This is a genomic window from Pseudomonas sp. 9AZ (assembly GCF_902506525.1).
GTDB lineage: Bacteria > Pseudomonadota > Gammaproteobacteria > Pseudomonadales > Pseudomonadaceae > Aquipseudomonas > Aquipseudomonas peli.
Genome location: NZ_LR733840.1, coordinates 1,953,775 through 1,970,992 on the forward strand (window position 1 = coordinate 1,953,775; position 17,218 = coordinate 1,970,992).

Below are 17,218 nucleotides of genomic sequence, written 5' to 3' on the forward strand. Positions count from 1 at the left end.
CCTCACTCGAAGCGGTAGCTGGTGCTGAATTGCAGCGAACGCGGTTCGCCCGGCAGGATGCCGAGGTCATTGGTGGCCGACTCGTAGTAGGTCTTGTTGCCCAGGTTGCGGGCGTTGAGGGCAAACGCCCAGGGGCCGCGCTCATGGAACAGCCCGGCATCCAGCACGGTGTAGGCCGGCAGGGTGACGGCGTTGGTGGTCGAGGCGAAGGAATCGCCCTGATGGCGCACACCGAGGCCGACGCGCCAGCCGTTACCCAGCTCTTTGACGCCCCACAGGGTGGCGCTAAAGCGTGGGGCGTTGGCCGCCCGTTTGCCTTCCAGCGGCGTGGCCGGCTGCGTCGGGGTGATCGCCGGCGCCGTGGTGTTGTTCGACTGGGTCACCCGTGCATCCAGGTAGGTGAGCCCGCCCTGCAGGCTCAGGCCGTGGCCGAGATCGCCGAGGGCCGACAGTTCGACGCCTTCGGCGGTGATTTCACCGACATACAGCGACGGGCCATTGGGGTCGCTGGGGTCTCGAGTCGGTACGTTTTCCTTGATGATCTGGAACAGGCTCAGGCCCAGCTCCAAGGCACCGTCATTCAGGCGCAGCTTGCTGCCCAGCTCATAGCTGGTGGTGATCTCCGGCGGCTGGATGGCGTTGCCGGGATCAATCACCCCGGTGGCGCTGCCTGGCTGGTAGGAGCGCGAGGCGGACAGGTAGTAGGACGACCAGTCATTGGGCTGATAGACCAGGCCGGCGCGCGGGCTGCGGTAATCATCATCACGGCTGTAATCACTGCCGACGCGGTTGTCGAAGTCGCGCTCCAGCTGATCTTCGCGCAGGCCCAGCAGCATCACCCAGTGCTCGTTGAAGCGCATCAGGTCCTGGATGTAATAGCCGGCGGTATGGGTTTCATAGATGCCATCGCGGCGCACGGAGGCAGCGCTGTAGGGCACGGTCTTGAGCACCGGGTTGTACACCGACAGGTTGTAGGCGGCGGGCAGGTCGCCGCCGCGTGACAGGGTGTCGCGTTCCTCGATAGCGTACTCGGCACCGACCATCAGCTCGTGCTGGATGCCCAGCCACTCGACCTGCTTGCTCAGCTCCAGCTTGTTGGCCAGGTCAGTCTGCTGACTGTCGAAGTTGCTGCGCGACAGGCGCACGGTGGGCGTGGCGGTGTTGAGTAGCAGGCGGTTGATGGTGGTCTGGTTACGTTCAAGGTCCAGGGTGCGGTAGCTCAGGGTGTTGCGCAGTTGCAGGCTGTCGCTCAGGTCCACCTTGAGGTCGGCCTGGAAGGTGCTGTCGGCGCTGGTGCCGCTGTCGTTATCGCCGGGGTTGGCCGAGCCGTAATAGGTCGAGCGCGAGACATCCGCCGGCTTGCCGTTGATGCCGGGAATACCGGCGTCGAACACGCGTTCATCCGCCAGGTGCTGGGCGCGCAGGTCGAGGGTCACGTCATCGTTGAAACGCAGGGTAGAGGCCAGCGCCAGGCCGTGCTTCTTGTACCAGACCTCATCGCGGTACGAGTCGCCTTCGTCGGCCATGGCATTGATGCGCACCTGCACCGCTTCGTTGATAGGCTGGTTGACATCGAGGGTCAGGCGCCGGGCATCGTAGGAGCCCAGACTGGCCGCTAGGTCAGTCTGCGCTTGCTGGTGCGGGCGCTTGCTCACCAGGTTGATCAAGCCACCGGCCGACCCCCGGCCGTAGAGCACGCCGCTGGGGCCTTTGACCACTTCGACCTGCTCCAGGTTGAAGGTGTCGCGGAAGGTATTACCGCCATCGCGCATGCCGTCTACATAGGTATCAGAAATAGCTGAGAAGCCACGGATAATGAACTGCTCGCGAATGCCCTCGCCGGTGCTGCTGGTCACGCCAGGGGTGTAGGCCAGGGCTTCCTTGATGGAGCGCGCGCCACGATCACGCAGCACCGCGGCCGGGACCGCATCGACCGTCTGCGGTACATCCAGCGAGTCGGCATCGGTGCGGGTGGCGCTGCTCACCGGCACGCTGCTCTGGTAACGGCTGGCCTTGCCGGAAATGGTCATGGCGGGCAGCTCGGTGCGGGCCGCTGCGTTGTTCGTTTGCGCGGGTGCGGGCCGTAGCACATAACCACCGGCCTCTACCTGCACAGCCTGCAAGCCGGTACCGGCCAGCAGCGCCGCCAGTGCTTCGGGCACGGTGTAGTGGCCTTGAAGACCTGCGGTTACCTTGTCGGCCGTTTGCTCGGCGGTATAGCTGAGCAACAGGTTGGCGCTGCTCGACAGGATGCGCAGCGCCGGTGCCAAAGGCCCGGCGGCAATCGCGAAGGTTTGCTGCCCCTGCTGTTGGGCCGGCGCGGTGCCTGCGGCCAGGGCCACGCCCGGCAGTTGCTGGAGCGCCAGGCTGCAGGCCAGGGCCAAGAGCAGGCGGCCACTCGGTCGCAGTTGGAAGTTGTGCGCGGTGTGACGCGGCGGCGTCACGGGGCGATTGGCACGGTGCATGGGGGCTCCTGGCACAGAAAGCGAATGAGGTTCTTGCTGTGTAGGTGCCGCGAGAATGGCAATCGGGCAGTGCGCGGCTGAATTATTTTTCGCCGCGCTCGGCTATCCGCTGCGACGCGGGCCTAGCCGGCCTGTTCGATCAGCACCCAGTAGCGGCTGCGCGTGCGCACCTGCACGGGCAGCACGCTGGGTAGGGTGGCGAGAATGCGATCGCTGTCGTGCACCGGGAACACCCCTGACAGGCGTAACCCGGCCACGTGCGGATCGCAGCGCAGCACCCCGGGGCGGTAGCGATCAAGCTCGGCGATGAATTCGCCCAGGGGCATGTCGTCGGCAATGATCTGCCCACGGGTCCAGGCCAGATCAGCCTCATGCAGCGGGCGCAGCGGGTCGATATGGGTGCGGCTGAAGCCGGTGCGTTGCCCGGCCAGCAGCACCTGCACACGGTCACTGCGGATCGGGTGGAGCTGTACGGCACTTTCCTGCACGGCCACCTGGGTGTGGCCGTCGTTCTGGCGCACGCTGAAACGCGTGCCCAGCGCGCGGATACGCCCTTGTGCGGTCTGCACCTCCAGCGGACGTGGGTCGACAGGCTGCAGGCCTTGAGCCGCAGCGGTGACGACCATGATTTCGCCTGCGCGCAGGTGCAGCAGGCGGGTCTGCGCATCGAACTGCAAATCGAGCGCCGTGGCGGTGTTGAGCGTCACGCGGGTGCCGTCGCTGAGGGTCACGCGGCGTTGCTCGCCCGTGCCGGTGCGGTGTTCGGCCAGCTGTTCCTGCCAGGTATTGGTGCGGCTGGCCAGCAGCCCAGAGCCGGCCAGCAACCCACCCCAGAACAGCGAGCGCAGCAGCGTGCGGCGGCTGGCCTGAGCGGTTTGGCGGGCATAGGGCGAGAGCGTCTGGTAGGCACTCTTGGCCGGCAATGCCTTGAGCCGTCCGGTCATGGCCTCGATATGCCGCCAGGCGCGTTCGTGCTCAGGGCTGGCCGCGCGCCAGGTCTGCCAAGCCAGCTGCTCCTGCGCGCTGGTTGCGCCGGACATCAGCAATGTCAGCCATTCCACTGCCTGGTCGGCCACGGCTGCGCTGATCGGCTGGCCTTCGGCCAAGAGCCTGGCGGGTGTGTTGGGGTAAACCGTGCTGTGCTGTCCGTTCATCTCAGCTGGCCAGGGCAAACAGGTATTGGCGGTTGGCGCGCATCAGGTACTGCTTCACCGAGCTGCTGGACACGCCCAGGCGTTCGGCGATCTCGGCATAGCTAAGTTCTTCCAGGTGGGCGAGCAGGAATGCTTCCTTGACCTGGGCCGGCAGACCGTCGAGGGCGCTGTCGATCTGACGCAGGGTTTCCAGTGCCTGCAGCTGTTCTTCCGGCGAGGGGTAAACCGCTTCCGGCAGGCTGGCGAGCACTTCAAGGTAGGCGTCTTCGAGGCGCTGGCGGCGATGACGATGGGCAATCAGCCGGCGCGCAATGGTCGCCAGAAAGGGCCGGGGTTCGCGAATTTCATGGGCCTGACCGGAATGAATAACGCTGACGAAGGTGTCCTGGGCCAGGTCTGCGGCGGCAAAGGTGTCGTTCAGCTTGCGCCGCAACCAGCCTTCCAGCCAGCCGTGGTGCTGGCGGTAGAGCGTGTCGAGGTCGGTAGACAGGTCAAATTCAGAGGCAGGCACAGTGAGCTCCGGTCAGCCGGATGGCTACTCAGGCGCACATGATAATTATTATTATTAAAAACTCAATGCTGCCGGTGACGTGTGCCCCGGCAGCTGATCAGCGGACTGCGCTCACGCGTCAGCGCCGCAGCGTTCTTAACGCAGCTTTTCCAGCATCTGGTAGTACCACATGCCGGCGGCCAGCATCGGGTTGCCGAACACATCACCCAGCGGCACCTTGATGTGTTTGCAGGCGGCAAAGGTGTCGTAGTGGCCCAGGGTGCCGGTCAGGGCGTTGGCCATGATCTCGCCCATGATGTGGGTGGTGGCGATGCCGTGGCCGGAGTAGCCCTGGCAGTACCAGACGTTGTCCGAGAGTTTGCCGAGTTGCGGGATGCGGTTGATCACGATGCCCATGGCGCAGCTCCACTGGAAGTCGATATCGATGCCCTTGAGCTGCGGGAAGGTCTGTTCGATACCGGGGCGCAGTTCGGCGGCGATATCCCGTGAGTCGCGCCCGGAGTAGTTGCAGCCACCGCCGAACAGCAGGCGGCCGTCGGCGGTCATGCGGTAGTAGTCGAGGACGAAGCGGCAGTCGTACACGGCCAGGTCCTGCGGATTGATTTCTTTCGCCAGTTCACCCAGCGGCGCGGTGGTGACGATGCCGCCCATGGCCGGGAAGATCATGCCCTTGAGCTTTTTCGGCTCCAGCTTGTGGTACACATCGCCGGCCAGCAGCACCTGCTTGGCGTTGATCCGGCCTTGGGCTGTGACCACCGCCGGCTTGGTGCCATGCACAATCTCCAGCACTTCGGAGTGCTCGAATATCAGCGCGCCCAGGCTGGCGGCGGCCTTGGCTTCGCCGATGCACAGGTTCAGCGGGTGCAGGTGCATGTTGCGGGTGTTCTTCAGCGCGCCGCTGTACAGGTCGCTGGCCAGGTGGCTGCGCACGCCGGCGCGGTCGAGCAGGGTCACATCAGCGCCCATGCCGCGACGCTGTGCTTCGGCGTAGGTGGCTTCTAGTTCCTGCATGTGCGTGGGCTTCATCGCCGCATGCAGGTGGCCGTGCTTGAGGTCGCACTGAATGCCGTACTTTTCCACGCGGTTCTTGATGATCTCGTGACCGCGCCAGCGCAGGTGCCAGATAAAGTCTTCGACTTCCTCGCCGAGGGTGTTGCGCATCTGCTTGGTCATCGCCGCGTCGCCCGACAGGCTGCCAGTGACCTGGCCGCCGTTGCGCCCGGTGGCACCCCAGCCGATCTTGTTGGCTTCGACAATCGCCACCTTGAGGCCGCGCTCGGCCAGCTCCACGGCAGACGCCACGCCGGTAAAGCCGCCGCCGATGATCACCACATCGACGCTGACCTCGCCTTGCAGGGGCGGGTAATCGGTTTCTTCATTGAGGGTGGCGCTGTAGTAGGACGGGCAGCGCACAGCAGCCGGGGTAACAGGTTTGAGGGCGGCATTCATAAGCAGCTTCCTGGTAGACGACGGGAATGGGCAGAGCAGTCAGGGCAGAGCGGTCCAGTCATCCGGCGGGCGCGCGTGACGGCAATGCCACAACGCCCAGAACGCCAGGGTATGCGGCAGTTTGACCTGGTCACGCGGCGCGGCTGCGTGCAGGGAAACGGGGGAAAACACATGAGAAAAGCGCATGGCCACAAGGTTCACACAGGGCCATGCGTTGGTTAAATGCGGTTTTTTACATGCTTGGTTGCTGTTGGGCTAAACATTACGCGCGTCCATCAGCCACCGCGTAACTGCGCCATCACCCGCTCGGCATTCTCGGCGCAGGGCATGCCCTCGGGTTTGCTTTCGATGCTGGCGATGATGCTCAGCAGCTGCGCCTTGTTCTGCGCCAGCCGTTGTTGCATGGCCTCGATCTCACCGACTTTACGCTGCAGGCTGGCCAGCAGCTCCGCGTGCGCCAGGCCCTGTGAGTCGCCTTGCGGCAGCAGCCGGCGGATTTCGTCGAGGCTGAATCCGGCCTGCTGCGCGCAGCTGATGATACCCAGGGTCTGCACCGCCTGTTCCGGGTAGCGGCGGTAGCCGTTGGCCTGACGTTGGGCGCTGATCAACCCACTGGCCTCATAGAAACGTATGCGCGATGCCGCCAGCCCCGTGCGGCTGGCCAGTTCACCGATTTTCATCCTCAGTACTCCGGGCTATTGACCTTAAAGTTGACTTTAACCTTAGCCTTGCTCCACCTGCTACCTCGGAGTACGCCATGACTGCCTTTCAACCGCTGCACCTGCCCAACGGTACTGTCATCCCCAACCGCATTGCCAAGGCGGCGATGGAAGAGAACTTGGCGGACGCCAGCCAAGGCCCGTCCGCTGAATTGCTGCGCCTTTACCAGGCCTGGGCCGAGGGTGGTGCCGGGTTGCTGATCACCGGTAACGTGATGGTCGACCGCCGAGCCATGACCGGCCCCGGCGGCGTGGTGCTGGAGGATGAGCGCCAGCTGGATAAATTCCGCGAGTGGGCCCGGATCAGCCGCGCTCAAGGTGGGCAGGTCTGGATGCAGATCAACCATCCCGGCCGGCAGATGCAGGCCAACCTTGGCCAGCAGACCGTCGCGCCGTCAGCGGTCGCGCTGGAGCTGGGTGGCCTGTCGAAAATGTTCCCCGTGCCCAAGGCGTTGGATGAAGCAGAAATCCAAAGTCTGATTCAGCGCTATGCGCGCACCGCACAGTTGGCCGAACAGGCCGGCTTTACGGGCGTGCAGGTTCATGCGGCGCACGGTTATCTGCTCAGCCAATTCCTTTCGCCGATCAGCAACAAGCGCAGCGATCGCTGGGGCGGCCCGCTGGAAAACCGTGCGCGCTTTCTGCTTGAGGTGGTCAAGGCGGTACGGGCTGTGGTGGCCCCCAGCTTCTGCGTGGCGGTCAAACTCAATTCGGCGGACTTCCAGCGTGGCGGCTTCGACGCGGCCGATGCCAAGCAGGTGGTGCAGTTGCTCAATGAGCTGGCGGTTGATCTGGTCGAGCTGTCCGGCGGCAGCTATGAAGCGCCGGCTATGCAGGGCGATGCCCGCGACGGCCGTACCCTGGCGCGCGAAGCCTACTTCCTGGAGTTCGCCGGTGAGATTGCCGCTGTGGCGAGCATGCCGGTGATGGTCACCGGTGGGATTCGCCGTCTGCCAGTGGTCGAGCAGGTGCTGGCCAGCGGCGTGGCTATGGCTGGGATAGCCACGGCCTTGGCGATCAACCCAGCGCTGCCGAAACAATGGCAGGCCGGGCAGCCCAGCAGCGCCGAGTTGCCAGCAATCCATTGGAAGAACAAGGCGTTTGCCTCCCTGGCATACATGGCCGTGGTGAAGTATCAACTGCGCCAGCTCAGCCTGGGCAAGCACACCCACGCTGGGGTCTCGCCGCTACGCGCGCTGGTGCTGGAACAGCTGAAAAGCGCGCGACGTACCCGCCACTACAAACGCCTGATGGCAGCGGGTTAATCGGGCAAATGCCCGGTTTTGACCCAGATCAGGCAGCCTGCTTCGCTGAACGGTGTGTGCTGTGACAGGTGTGGGCTGCGCAGCCAGCTGCCGGCCGGGTAGTCGCCGAACTCGTCCTGAAAGGTGCCTTCGAGTACCAGGATTTCTTCGCCGCCCCAATGCCGGTGTGCATTGAAGTAGGTGCCGGGGGCCCAACGCACCAGCGCCACGTGCTCGGTACCGTGCTGGTGCAACGGCAACACCTGCAGGCCCGGCACCAGTCCGGGCCGCCATTGTGCCTGGGTGCTGTCGATCACTACAGGCTTGTTATCGGCCGCATCGAACTGCATCAGTTTGACGAAGATCGTGCAGCCTTCACGGCTGAAAGGCGCGTGATGGCTGCCGATGGGGTTACGTACGTAAGTGCCGGCGGGGTAATCGCCGCGTTCATCGGAGAACACCCCGTCGAGTACGAGAAACTCCTCGCCGCCGGGGTGGTGATGCTCGCTGAAGCGCGAACCTGCCGCGTAGCGCACGATGCTGGTGGCGCGTGCCACCTCCTCGCCGATGCGGTCCAGCATGCGCCGCTCCACCCCTGGCATGGGTGAAGCCACCCAGGGGCTGTCGGCCGGACGGATCAAGGCGCGCTGACTAAAGTCGGCATTCAGTTGCATGGTCGCCCCCTTAACTCCGTCTGATTCAGGCCTGCTTGAGCAGGTGGATCAACGCGTCTGCGGTGGCATCCGATGAGGCCGGGTTTTGCCCGGTGATCAGCAGACCATCTACGGCTACATGGCTCTGCCAATCGTTCGTGCTGGTGTAATGGCCACCGTTGGCGATGAGCATATCCTGCACCAGGAATGGCACCACGTCGGTTAGCTGCACCGCAGCCTCTTCGCTGTTGCTAAAGCCGGTGACTTTCTTGCCGCTGACCAGCGGCAGACCGTTGGGCGCTTTGACATGACGCAGCACACCCGGAGCGTGACAGACCGCCGCTACCGGTTTGTTTTGTGCCTGGAAGTGTTCGATCAGTGCGATGGAGGTGCGGTCTTCGGCCAAATCCCACAGTGGGCCATGGCCGCCTGGATAGAACACGGCGTCGAAATCATCGGCCTTCACCTGGCTCAGCGGCACGGTGTTGGCCAGCGCCTGTTGCGCTGCCGGATCAGCACGGAAGCGCTCGGTAGCGGCTGTCTGTGCATCAGGGGCGTCGCTCTTAGGGTCCAAGGGCGGCTGGCCGCCTTTGGGCGAGGCCAGGGTCAGTTGCGCGCCGGCATCCTTGAACACGTAGTACGGCGAGGCGAATTCCTCCAGCCAGAAACCGGTCTTCTGCCCGGTGTTGCCCAGTTGGTCGTGAGAAGTCAGTACCAGCAGGATCTTCATGGGTATTCCTTGGGGCGCAGGCCCTGATGAGCAAAGAGGCATGCAGCTTACGCGCGTTAGCCGCTGGCGATAATTTAAACGGCTTGATGGTGCCTATCACGTGCAGGCATACAGCGCCGATCAGGGTTCGGGTTTGTATCCGAGGCGAATGCCGCCCCAATGCCGGCCGTTGACCATAATCGGCACCGACAGGTCATGCATCAGCTCACCGGTGTCGCGCATATAGGTCTGCAGCAGCACCGGTTTCTGATGGCTGCCACAGCGGATGCCGGTGCGGTCGTTGAACAGGCGCTTGCTGCGACTCTTCAGCGTGTCCACCGCGCGGTCCCCGCATGGTGGGTGGTTGAAGGCATTGTTGTGCGTTGGCACGTAGCCTTCGGCGGTGCAGGCGATGGCGAACACCAGGCCCTCGTGCTGGCTGAGCAGGGGTTCCTGAATGGCCGGCAGTACCTGATCGGCATAGCCGTCAAAGCGCGTTTTGTACTTGGCCGGGAAGCTGCCGGCAATCGGTTGATAGTGACGGTCGAACAGGTCACTGGCGCTGATCCGTCCGCTTTGCAGGTCAGCCTCGAACTGCGCGGCAATCTGCACCGCGGCGCTGCGCGCGAGGTCGTAGATGCGCTGGTGGTAGTCATCCAGGCCGACTTCGGCGAGTTGTTCGCTGACGCTTTCGGCCTGCGCGACTAACCGCTCGGCGGCGCTGCTGAGTTGACGCGTCTGCCCTTCGCTGTCGCTGACATCGCCGCGCAGCTGGCCGACCGCCACGGACAGCTCAGCCAGGCGTTCGTGGTTCTGCCGGGTGCCGCTGTCGATCTGGCTGACCTGATCCTCTACATTCGCTGCCAATCCAGCAATGCCTTGCAGTTGCGCGCCGGTGTGCTCGACCTGCTGCGCGGCCAGGGTCAGTTGTTCGGCCTGCTGCTGCATATGGCTGACCACCGCCGCGCTCTGCTGGCGGATATCGCTGACGATCTGCCCGACTTCCTCGGTGGCGCTGCTGGTGCGGCCGGCCAGGTTACGCACCTCATCGGCGACCACCGCAAAGCCGCGGCCGAGTTCACCGGCGCGTGCCGCCTCGATGGCCGCATTGAGCGCCAGCAGGTTGGTCTGGCTGGCAATCGACTGGATGACCTGGGTGACTTTCTCGATCTGCTCGGTGCGGCTGCTCAGGCCGTCAATCAGTTCGCGGCTGGTGGCGGTCTGCGCACTCAGGTGCTGCATGGCATCGATTGCCTGACGCAGCTCCTGCTGCCCGCTGCTGCTGTCTTGCCGCACGCTCTGCGCGGCAATCAGGGTCTGTTCGGCGCGCTGGGCACTGTCCTGTTCGGTGTGGGTGATGGCCTCGGCGGCCTGGTTGATCTGCTCGGTGGCGCTCAGTTGCGATTGCAGTTTGCCGGCCAGCTGCTGCGCCGCATGCGCCACTTCGGCGGCGGCCAGGGCGTTGTGGCAGGTGTGACGCGACAGGCTCTGGCTGAGGGTGCTGAACGTGTCGTGCTGCGCATTGGCGGGCGCTGGATGGTCTTCATGCTGGCGCTGCCAGGGCCCTAGCCAGGGCCACAGGGCCAGCAGCAGAAAGGACGGAATGCTGATAAACCAGGGCAGCTGGATCTGCTGGTACGTCACCATCAACCCGGCCAGCCCGATGGCATGCAGCAGGCAGGCCTTAGGGTAGGTAATAAACGCAGAACGCATGACAAACCTCGTTATTTTTATTCTGGTCGAACCACGGCCAGAAACTGCCTGCGGCACGCCACCATGAAGTGGACGGGCCATGCCTGCTGAAATGGGAGTGCGTGCAGCTGGAGATGCCTGGGTAGGCAATCGGCCGCTGTCAGCGAATCTATAGACCATAGCGGGTGTCGCTCCCTGCGGCCAACCTTTGCTGGGAGGATGATTCGAGCACCCGTGGCGGTTCAGGGCCATGGCACTTTGGTCGCAGGTGGATCAGTCCTTACAGGCGATGGCGCTGAATAAAACCCTTGTCGAGAAAATCCTTCCAGCGCCCGTAGAAACGCCCGCCGGCACTGTGTCCATGCCAGTCCAACAGGGCACCGCCGTCGCCGGTGGCCAGCAGCGCTAAGCTCTGGCGTTGCGGCCGGTAGCGTTTGAGGGGCAGGCCGCGCAAGGCGGCGCTGAGGTTATTCGCCAGCACCGGCCCCTGACGCACCGCGTACACCCCGCTTTTGCGTGCGCCGGGCAGGCTGGCGCAGTCGCCCACGGCGAAAATCGTCGGGTGGGTGTAGCTCTGCAGCGTCGGCGCAATCAATACAAAGCCCTGCTCATCGCAGCCCAGGCCACTGTGCGCTGGCCAGGCAAAGGCCTTGGCACCGCTGGCCAGCAGCAGCCGTTGACCGCGCCAGACCGGTTCGTCGCCGCTGAACAGGCAGTCGTCCTCGATGCGGTCGATTGGGCAATCCTCGCGCACCCACACACCACGCTGACGCAGATGGCCGAGGGCCCGCAGACGCACGCCAGCAGACAAACCATCGAGCAGATGCCCGGCACAGAACAGCGCCTGTTGCGGCACCTTCCCGGCCAAGGCCAGCGCCAGTTCAACTCCCGCCGCGCCGCCGCCGAGAATCGCCAAGGGCTGAGGCTCGGCCTGCCAGCGTTGCCAACCATCAAGAAATGCCGCGAAGGGTTTTACTGCCAGCACCTGCATGCCATCACCGTGCTGCGCAGGTGCAGAGACCTGCGCGCCGACATTCAGCGACAGCCAGCTGCCATTCAAGGTTTGCCCATTGGCCAGTTGCACCTGTTGCTGTGCGGCGGACAGGCTTTCCAGCGGGCTGACAATCAACTCGACCTTTGCCGCGCGGCACAGCGCCTGCAGCTCGACCTGGCAATCCTCTGGCCGATGCCGCCCAGCCAGCAGCCCCGGTAGCATGCCGGAATACCAGGCCACCGGACCGGCACTGAGCAGCGCAATGCGCCCTGGCGGCCGCTCGACCAGGGCCCAGCGCCGCAGCACGCCGAGGTGGGCGTGGCCGGCGCCGATCAATAGAAGGTCGTAATGAGTGCTCACACGCGGACGTCCATCAGGTAATCGGTGTGCGCTAATGGTACGGGCTTGCGCCTCGGCCCGTTAGCGCTGCAACTGCGGCAAGGCAAAATAGCTTTCGGCCAACTCCTTGGTGTTGTCGCTGTCGGCGGCAAACACCACACCAAGAATCCTGCGAGGTGCGCTGCCAAAGGCGGCGATGGCATCGGCATTCACATCGCGGCTTTCGCTGAGCCATTGCCCCAGCGGCGCTTCCGGGCCGCGCAGCACGTGCATTTCCACCGTCTCGGTATAGGCGCTGCGGGCATGGGTACCGGGGGCGGCGCGGTTGTCCCAGACGTAGCTGAGGGTTGCCGCTGGCAGGTCGGGATCAAAGAACGTACGCGCCAAGCGAAGCTTCTGCCGGGTGACGAAGCTCAGCGAATCCAGCGGGTAATCCAGCAGCACATAAACCCGCGCGGCGTAGTCGTCTCCTTCACGGGTGGCGAAGCGCGCCTGCTCCAGTTTGCGCTCGGTGCGCCACTGCCAGCTCAGTTGCCAGGGCTGATCGCCGGGCAGGTCCAGCGGATGCAGTAAGCCACCGGCGGCAGCATCGGCCGTAATCCGCAACACCTGCTGGCCATCCTGCTCGACCAGTGTGCGCGCGGACGGTTTGAGTTTGGGGATATCCGCCAGGCGCCAGGGCGCTGACCATTCGCCGCTGGGCTGGCCGGCCGTCCAGGGCGTCAGTTGGTTTTCGGCTTGCGCCAGCGGCGTCAGCATCAGCAGGGCCAGCAGTAACCCGCGCATCAGCTGCGGCGCCAGGTATGGAAACGCTCGACCAGGCGCAGCAGGCCTTGCGGAGCATGGGCGCGCTTCCATTCGCCGGCTGCGTATTTGTTGGCCTCAGCCATGGTCGGGTAGGTGTGAATGGTGCCGAGAATCTTGTTCAGACCCAGGCCATGCTTCATCGCCAGCACGTATTCGGCGAGCAGCTCCCCGGCGTGTTCGCCGACGATGGTCACACCGAGAATCTGGTCCTTGCCCGGCACGGTCAGCACTTTGACAAAGCCGTGGGCAGCCTCGTCGGCAATCGCCCGGTCGAGGTCATCGATGCCGTAGCGGGTCACCTCATAGGCGATATTCTGCGCCTTGGCTTCGCCTTCGGAGAGGCCGACGCGGGCGACTTCGGGGTCGGTAAAGGTGCAGGCAGGAATCACCCGGTAATCCACCTTGAAGCGCTTGAAACCTGAGAACAGCGCATTGACCGCCGCATACCAGGCTTGGTGCGCCGCCACATGGGTGAACTGGTACGGCCCGGTGACATCGCCCACCGCGTAGATATTGGGGAAGCGTGTCGCCAGGTATTCGTCGGTTTCCAGGGTGCCGTTAGGCCGCACCGTCAGGCCCAGTTCCTCGACGCCGTAGCCGCTGACATTGGCCACCCGGCCGAGGGCCAGCAGCAGGCCGTCGAAGGCGATGGTCACCTCCTCACCGGTGTCCACGCGGCGGGCGACCATGCGTTGTTCGCCATTGACCACTTCAAAGCGTTCGGCACGGTGTTGCAGGCGCACATCCACGCCGTCGGCACGCAGGCTATTCAGTACCAACTCGCTGGCGTCGGCATCCTCGCGCGGCAGCAGGCGTTCGGCCAGCTCCACCTGAATCACCTGGCTGCCGAGGCGCTGGAAGGCCTGGGCCAGCTCGCAGCCAATCGGTCCGCCACCGAGCACCAGTAGCCAGCGCGGCTGTTCACGCAGGCTCCAGATGCTGTCCGATGTGTAACTCTGCACCTGCTCCAGGCCAGGAATCTTCGGCACCAGCGGCCGCGCCCCGGCCGCGATGATCAGGTTGCGGCTGGTCAGGGTCTGGCCATTCACTTCCACGCTCCAGGGCGAGAGGATCTTCGCTTCGCCCTGAATCACTTCGACGCCAAGGCCGGTGTAACGCTCCACTGAATCATGCGGTTCGATGTCGGCGATCACCCGCTGGATGCGCTGCATCACGGCCGGGAAATCCACCGTGCCCTGCACGCCGGTAAAGCCCAATGCCTGGCCCTTTTTCAGTTCATTGGCCAGCTTGGCCGAACGCAGCAGCGCCTTGGATGGCACGCAACCGGTGTTCAGGCAGTCGCCGCCCATCTGGTGTTTTTCGATCAGGCTGACCTTGGCCTTCACCGCCGCCGCAATATAGGCGCTGACCAAGCCACCGGCACCCGCACCGATCACCAGCAGGTTACGGTCGAAGGTTTTCGGTTTGTGCCAACCGGCATACACCCGCCGCGCCTGAATCAGGCCGAGCAGCTTGCGCGCGATCAGCGGGAATACCCCCAGCAGCACGAAGGCACCCAGTAGCCCCGGCGAGAGGATGCCAGCCAAGGAGTCCAGCTGGCCCAGTTCGCGGCCGGCATTTACGAAGACCAGGGTGCCCGGCAGCATGCCGAGCTGGCTGACCCACCAGTAGGTGCGCGCCGGCAGGCGGGTCAGGCCCATGGCCAGGTTGATCAGAAAGAACGGAAACAGCGGCACCAGGCGCAGAGCGAACAGGTAGAACGCGCCTTCACGTTCGATGCCCGCATCAATACCGGCCAGGCGCTGGCCGAAGCGGCTTTGCACCCAATCGCGCAGCAGAAAACGGCTGCTGAGCATGGCCAGGGTCGCGCCCATCGTCGAGGCGAATGACACCAGCACAAAGCCTTCGAGCAGACCGAACAGTGCGCCGGCCAGCAAGGTCATCAAGGCCGCGCCGGGCAGCGACAGCGCCGTGACCGCGACGTAAGCGATAAAGAACAGCCCCGCCGCTAGCCAGGGCTGCGCGGCCACTTGAGCATTCAGCGCCGCTTGCTGCGCCTTGAGTGCTTCCAGGTTGAGGTACTGGCCGATGTCGAAGACAAAGAAGCTGCCCAGCAGCGCGAGGATCAGGCCCATCAGGGCGAGTTTGCGGCTATTCATCAGTCAGCGCCTCCAAGGCGCAAAGGCTTTGGCACAGGCTAAAACCGGCCAGCAGAGCAGTCTCGGGGCGGTCGGTCAGTTGGCCGAGCACCCGCGAACGATAGGACAACGCCGCCGGGCTATGGGCAGGCCACTGGCGGTCGAAGTCGGCGAGAAAAGTAGTGTGGTCGTAGTTCAGCGGCAGCGCTTCGATAAACAGGCCGTCACGCTGGCAACGGTAAAGGGCCGCCGGGTGTGGCGTGGTGGCGATGCGACTGAGCAGGCCATAGCGGCCGCCGGCAAAGTTCGGCAGTCCGGCCGCGCCGTTATTGATCAGCGCGCCGTGCTCAAGGTTCAAGGCCACCGCCGAGCAGGTATGGCTGGTGGCGAGCACCTGCACCCTGTTGGCGGTAAACCAGGCATCCAGTTGCTGCTGACGCTCCGGCTCGCTGAGCGATTCCCGCGAGCAGCTCCAGCCAGCCAGTGACTGCTCGTCGCCATGGCTGATCGCCACGCGCTGCCCGCCGACGCTGACCAGCGCCGTACTCGGCCGCGCTGCCAGGCGCTCGGCCATGCCCGGCAAGCCCTGCACGGTGCGGTTCAATTCCTGCTGAATGGCATTGGAGCGCTCGACCACTGCCTCATCCACAGTCATCGGGTAAGCGCAGCCGCAACCGGCTCCGCTGTCGTCGGCACGACCGAGTTCGGTCTCAACATTGCCGCGCAGGGCCATATGGGCGCTGATGCCCTGCTCAATCTGCTGGAAAATCTGCGGGTCGCGGTCAAACCAGTGCGCGTCGCCGTTAAACACCACACGCGCCTGTGGTTCGGCGGCTAGGCGCCGTTGCAGGGCGGCCAGGGCCTGGCGATTGCCATACAGGCCGCCGACCACATAGAGGGTGTCGCACTCGAATAGCGGCTCGCCGCTAAAGGCATCCCGCGTCAGGCGATAGTCCAGCGGGCAGTCGCGGCCGGCGCGCATCAGGCTGTACCTTCTTTGCGCTGCTGTAACCAACCTGGCAATAGATAACCCAGCACGCAGAGGCCCAAGCCATACAGGTTGGTGCCCAACAACAGCGCGTATTTACCATCACCGATGGCCCAGCTTTGCGGAATCCAGTTCAAGGTCAGGGCAACGCCCAGACCCAGGCCAGTCCAGAAGCTCAGGTGAAAGCCCAACCGCGTCGGAGTGGTCAGGCCGTGCAGGACGAATACCGGGGCCAGGCCAATGACCATGGTGCCGCTGATGGTGGTGGCCTTGAGAATATCGGTGCCGGCGATCATTGGCAGGTTACCGAGCAGTGCGAACACCACCATCACCGCCATGCCGACGCCAATGGCTTTCTGTCCGAGGTCTCGCCCGGCCAGCTTCGGCAACTCGCGTCCGGCCAGTTTTGCCAGGCTGGAGAAGGTCGAATCCAGGGTCGAACCAGCAGCGGAAACCATCACCACGGTCATCACCAGTAGCGCGCCGATGCCCAGGCTCTTAGCCAGGGCGGCGGGTACGTTGTCGGAGGCGGCCAGGCCGGTAAGTTGGGCGTGCACGCCGATCAGGCTAAAGGCGAGGATGGCGATAAAGCCCAGCACCCCGGCAATCACGAAGGAGCGGCGCATGGCCTTCTCTTCGCTGATAAAGCCCCTATCTGTCAGTACCGGATCATGGAAGCCGTAGCTGAAGGCCTGCAGGCCGGCGACCAGCAGCAGATCGACGCCGGCATTTAGTGCCCAGTTGCTGGTGCTGGCCAGCTCAGTCGGCGAATGCTGCGGCAGCACCAGGCCGAGAACCCAGACCAGGGCAATCACGAAGATCGCCGCTTGCGCCGCGTCGGTAAGGATCGAGCTGCGCAGCCCGCCGCGCAGGCTGTAGGCCAGAGTCACTGCGGTAAACAGCAAAGCCGAGGCAATAAATTCGAAGCTGCCCGAGTCGCCGTAATAACCGCCGACCACGGCCGTGTTGCTCCACACCTCGTTGAACAGGCGAATCAGAATCGCCGCGGAAAACGCCAGCGCTGCGCCACGGCCGTAGTGACTGCTCAGGAAGCTGACCAGGCCGGTCGCCGCAAAGCGCCGACGCAGGCGGTAGATGACAAAGCCAGTGAGCGGAATTGACAGCCAGTACATGGCATAGGCCAAGCCGCCGACCAGGCCATAAGTCGCCCCCAGATTGGCGGCATTGGTCACCGATTTGGCGAAGATCCAGCTGATAAAGATGCTGGAGGTGATCAACCACGGGCTGGCGCTGCGGCCCTGGTTGTCCTCGCCATTAAAGAACCCGCCCAGGGTTACGGCGCGTGGCGACAAGGCCAGCATCAGCGCGCCGTAGACCACAAGAAAGCCCCAGAAGAACAGCCCGGTGAGACTGGTTGGTTGCATGGATTGATCC

At 64.2% G+C, this 17,218-nt stretch carries 15 protein-coding genes; 1 reads left to right on the forward strand and 14 read right to left on the reverse strand.

Going from position 1 to position 17,218, the window contains the following annotated elements; genetic code table 11:
• Positions 1 to 2 precede the first annotated feature (2 nt).
• The 6 genes from ALTER154_RS09105 to ALTER154_RS09130 all read right to left on the reverse strand — a co-directional run bounded on the left by ALTER154_RS09105 (position 3) and on the right by ALTER154_RS09130 (position 6,259).
• A complete protein-coding gene (locus ALTER154_RS09105) occupies positions 3 to 2,465 on the reverse strand; it encodes a TonB-dependent siderophore receptor (protein ID WP_160086410.1) in 2,463 nt (820 codons plus the stop codon).
• A 122-nt stretch (positions 2,466 to 2,587) separates the two neighbouring features.
• Positions 2,588 to 3,619: a FecR domain-containing protein gene (locus tag ALTER154_RS09110; RefSeq protein WP_160086412.1), complete on the reverse strand. Its 1,032-nt coding sequence runs from the start codon at positions 3,617 to 3,619 to the stop codon at positions 2,588 to 2,590.
• Between the two features lies 1 nt (position 3,620).
• A complete protein-coding gene (locus ALTER154_RS09115; protein WP_160086414.1) occupies positions 3,621 to 4,130 on the reverse strand; it encodes a sigma-70 family RNA polymerase sigma factor in 510 nt (169 codons plus the stop codon).
• A 135-nt stretch (positions 4,131 to 4,265) separates the two neighbouring features.
• Complete coding sequence (locus tag ALTER154_RS09120; protein ID WP_160086416.1) at positions 4,266 to 5,579, reverse strand: FAD-binding oxidoreductase; 1,314 nt, start codon at positions 5,577 to 5,579, stop codon at positions 4,266 to 4,268.
• Positions 5,580 to 5,618: 39 nt separating this feature from the next.
• The gene (locus tag ALTER154_RS09125; RefSeq protein ID WP_160086418.1) at positions 5,619 to 5,765 is read right to left on the reverse strand and encodes a hypothetical protein; all 147 of its coding nucleotides are present in this window, start codon (positions 5,763 to 5,765) and stop codon (positions 5,619 to 5,621) included.
• Between the two features lie 89 nt (positions 5,766 to 5,854).
• Complete coding sequence (locus tag ALTER154_RS09130) at positions 5,855 to 6,259, reverse strand: MerR family transcriptional regulator (RefSeq protein ID WP_160086420.1); 405 nt, start codon at positions 6,257 to 6,259, stop codon at positions 5,855 to 5,857.
• A 77-nt stretch (positions 6,260 to 6,336) separates the two neighbouring features.
• Between ALTER154_RS09130 and ALTER154_RS09135 the strand changes: the two genes are divergently transcribed.
• Complete coding sequence (locus ALTER154_RS09135) at positions 6,337 to 7,563, forward strand: NADH:flavin oxidoreductase/NADH oxidase family protein (protein WP_160086422.1); 1,227 nt, start codon at positions 6,337 to 6,339, stop codon at positions 7,561 to 7,563.
• Here ALTER154_RS09135 and ALTER154_RS09140 read toward each other — a convergent pair.
• The 8 genes from ALTER154_RS09140 to ALTER154_RS09175 form a co-directional block, all read right to left on the reverse strand.
• A complete protein-coding gene (locus ALTER154_RS09140) occupies positions 7,560 to 8,216 on the reverse strand; it encodes a cupin domain-containing protein (RefSeq protein WP_160086424.1) in 657 nt (218 codons plus the stop codon). The genes ALTER154_RS09135 and ALTER154_RS09140 overlap by 4 nt on opposite strands.
• 25 nt (positions 8,217 to 8,241) lie before the next feature.
• On the reverse strand, positions 8,242 to 8,925 hold the full coding sequence (locus ALTER154_RS09145) for a type 1 glutamine amidotransferase domain-containing protein (RefSeq protein WP_160086426.1): 684 nt from the start codon (positions 8,923 to 8,925) through the stop codon (positions 8,242 to 8,244).
• A gap of 120 nt (positions 8,926 to 9,045) precedes the next feature.
• Complete coding sequence (locus tag ALTER154_RS09150) at positions 9,046 to 10,848, reverse strand: methyl-accepting chemotaxis protein (RefSeq protein WP_372239923.1); 1,803 nt, start codon at positions 10,846 to 10,848, stop codon at positions 9,046 to 9,048.
• A gap of 28 nt (positions 10,849 to 10,876) precedes the next feature.
• A complete protein-coding gene (locus tag ALTER154_RS09155) occupies positions 10,877 to 11,950 on the reverse strand; it encodes an FAD-dependent oxidoreductase (protein WP_160086428.1) in 1,074 nt (357 codons plus the stop codon).
• A gap of 60 nt (positions 11,951 to 12,010) precedes the next feature.
• Positions 12,011 to 12,715 carry a DUF3047 domain-containing protein gene (locus ALTER154_RS09160; protein ID WP_160086430.1) on the reverse strand — a complete coding sequence of 235 codons (705 nt, stop codon included), beginning with the start codon at positions 12,713 to 12,715 and terminating at the stop codon, positions 12,011 to 12,013.
• The gene (locus ALTER154_RS09165; protein ID WP_160086432.1) at positions 12,715 to 14,856 is read right to left on the reverse strand and encodes an FAD-dependent oxidoreductase; all 2,142 of its coding nucleotides are present in this window, start codon (positions 14,854 to 14,856) and stop codon (positions 12,715 to 12,717) included. The genes ALTER154_RS09160 and ALTER154_RS09165 overlap by 1 nt, the downstream gene beginning before the upstream one ends.
• Positions 14,849 to 15,817 carry a hypothetical protein gene (locus tag ALTER154_RS09170; protein WP_160086434.1) on the reverse strand — a complete coding sequence of 323 codons (969 nt, stop codon included), beginning with the start codon at positions 15,815 to 15,817 and terminating at the stop codon, positions 14,849 to 14,851. The genes ALTER154_RS09165 and ALTER154_RS09170 overlap by 8 nt, the downstream gene beginning before the upstream one ends.
• Positions 15,817 to 17,208 carry a sodium:solute symporter gene (locus ALTER154_RS09175; RefSeq protein WP_160086436.1) on the reverse strand — a complete coding sequence of 464 codons (1,392 nt, stop codon included), beginning with the start codon at positions 17,206 to 17,208 and terminating at the stop codon, positions 15,817 to 15,819. The genes ALTER154_RS09170 and ALTER154_RS09175 overlap by 1 nt, the downstream gene beginning before the upstream one ends.
• Positions 17,209 to 17,218 lie beyond the last annotated feature (10 nt).

Bases quoted from the DNA above. Each gene is read 5' to 3' on its own strand.
- ALTER154_RS09105 (WP_160086410.1), bottom strand. From the start codon at position 2,465: ATGCACCGTGCCAATCGCCCCGTGACGCCGCCGCGTCACACCGCGCAC.
- ALTER154_RS09110 (WP_160086412.1), bottom strand. From the start codon at position 3,619: ATGAACGGACAGCACAGCACGGTTTACCCCAACACACCCGCCAGGCTC.
- ALTER154_RS09120 (WP_160086416.1), bottom strand. From the start codon at position 5,579: ATGAATGCCGCCCTCAAACCTGTTACCCCGGCTGCTGTGCGCTGCCCG.
- ALTER154_RS09125 (WP_160086418.1), bottom strand. From the start codon at position 5,765: ATGCGCTTTTCTCATGTGTTTTCCCCCGTTTCCCTGCACGCAGCCGCG.
- ALTER154_RS09130 (WP_160086420.1), bottom strand. From the start codon at position 6,259: ATGAAAATCGGTGAACTGGCCAGCCGCACGGGGCTGGCGGCATCGCGC.
- ALTER154_RS09135 (WP_160086422.1), top strand. From the start codon at position 6,337: ATGACTGCCTTTCAACCGCTGCACCTGCCCAACGGTACTGTCATCCCC.
- ALTER154_RS09140 (WP_160086424.1), bottom strand. From the start codon at position 8,216: ATGCAACTGAATGCCGACTTTAGTCAGCGCGCCTTGATCCGTCCGGCC.
- ALTER154_RS09145 (WP_160086426.1), bottom strand. From the start codon at position 8,925: ATGAAGATCCTGCTGGTACTGACTTCTCACGACCAACTGGGCAACACC.
- ALTER154_RS09150 (WP_372239923.1), bottom strand. From the start codon at position 10,848: ATGGCCCTGAACCGCCACGGGTGCTCGAATCATCCTCCCAGCAAAGGT.
- ALTER154_RS09160 (WP_160086430.1), bottom strand. From the start codon at position 12,715: ATGCGCGGGTTACTGCTGGCCCTGCTGATGCTGACGCCGCTGGCGCAA.
- ALTER154_RS09165 (WP_160086432.1), bottom strand. From the start codon at position 14,856: ATGAATAGCCGCAAACTCGCCCTGATGGGCCTGATCCTCGCGCTGCTG.
- ALTER154_RS09170 (WP_160086434.1), bottom strand. From the start codon at position 15,817: ATGCGCGCCGGCCGCGACTGCCCGCTGGACTATCGCCTGACGCGGGAT.
- ALTER154_RS09175 (WP_160086436.1), bottom strand. From the start codon at position 17,208: ATGCAACCAACCAGTCTCACCGGGCTGTTCTTCTGGGGCTTTCTTGTG.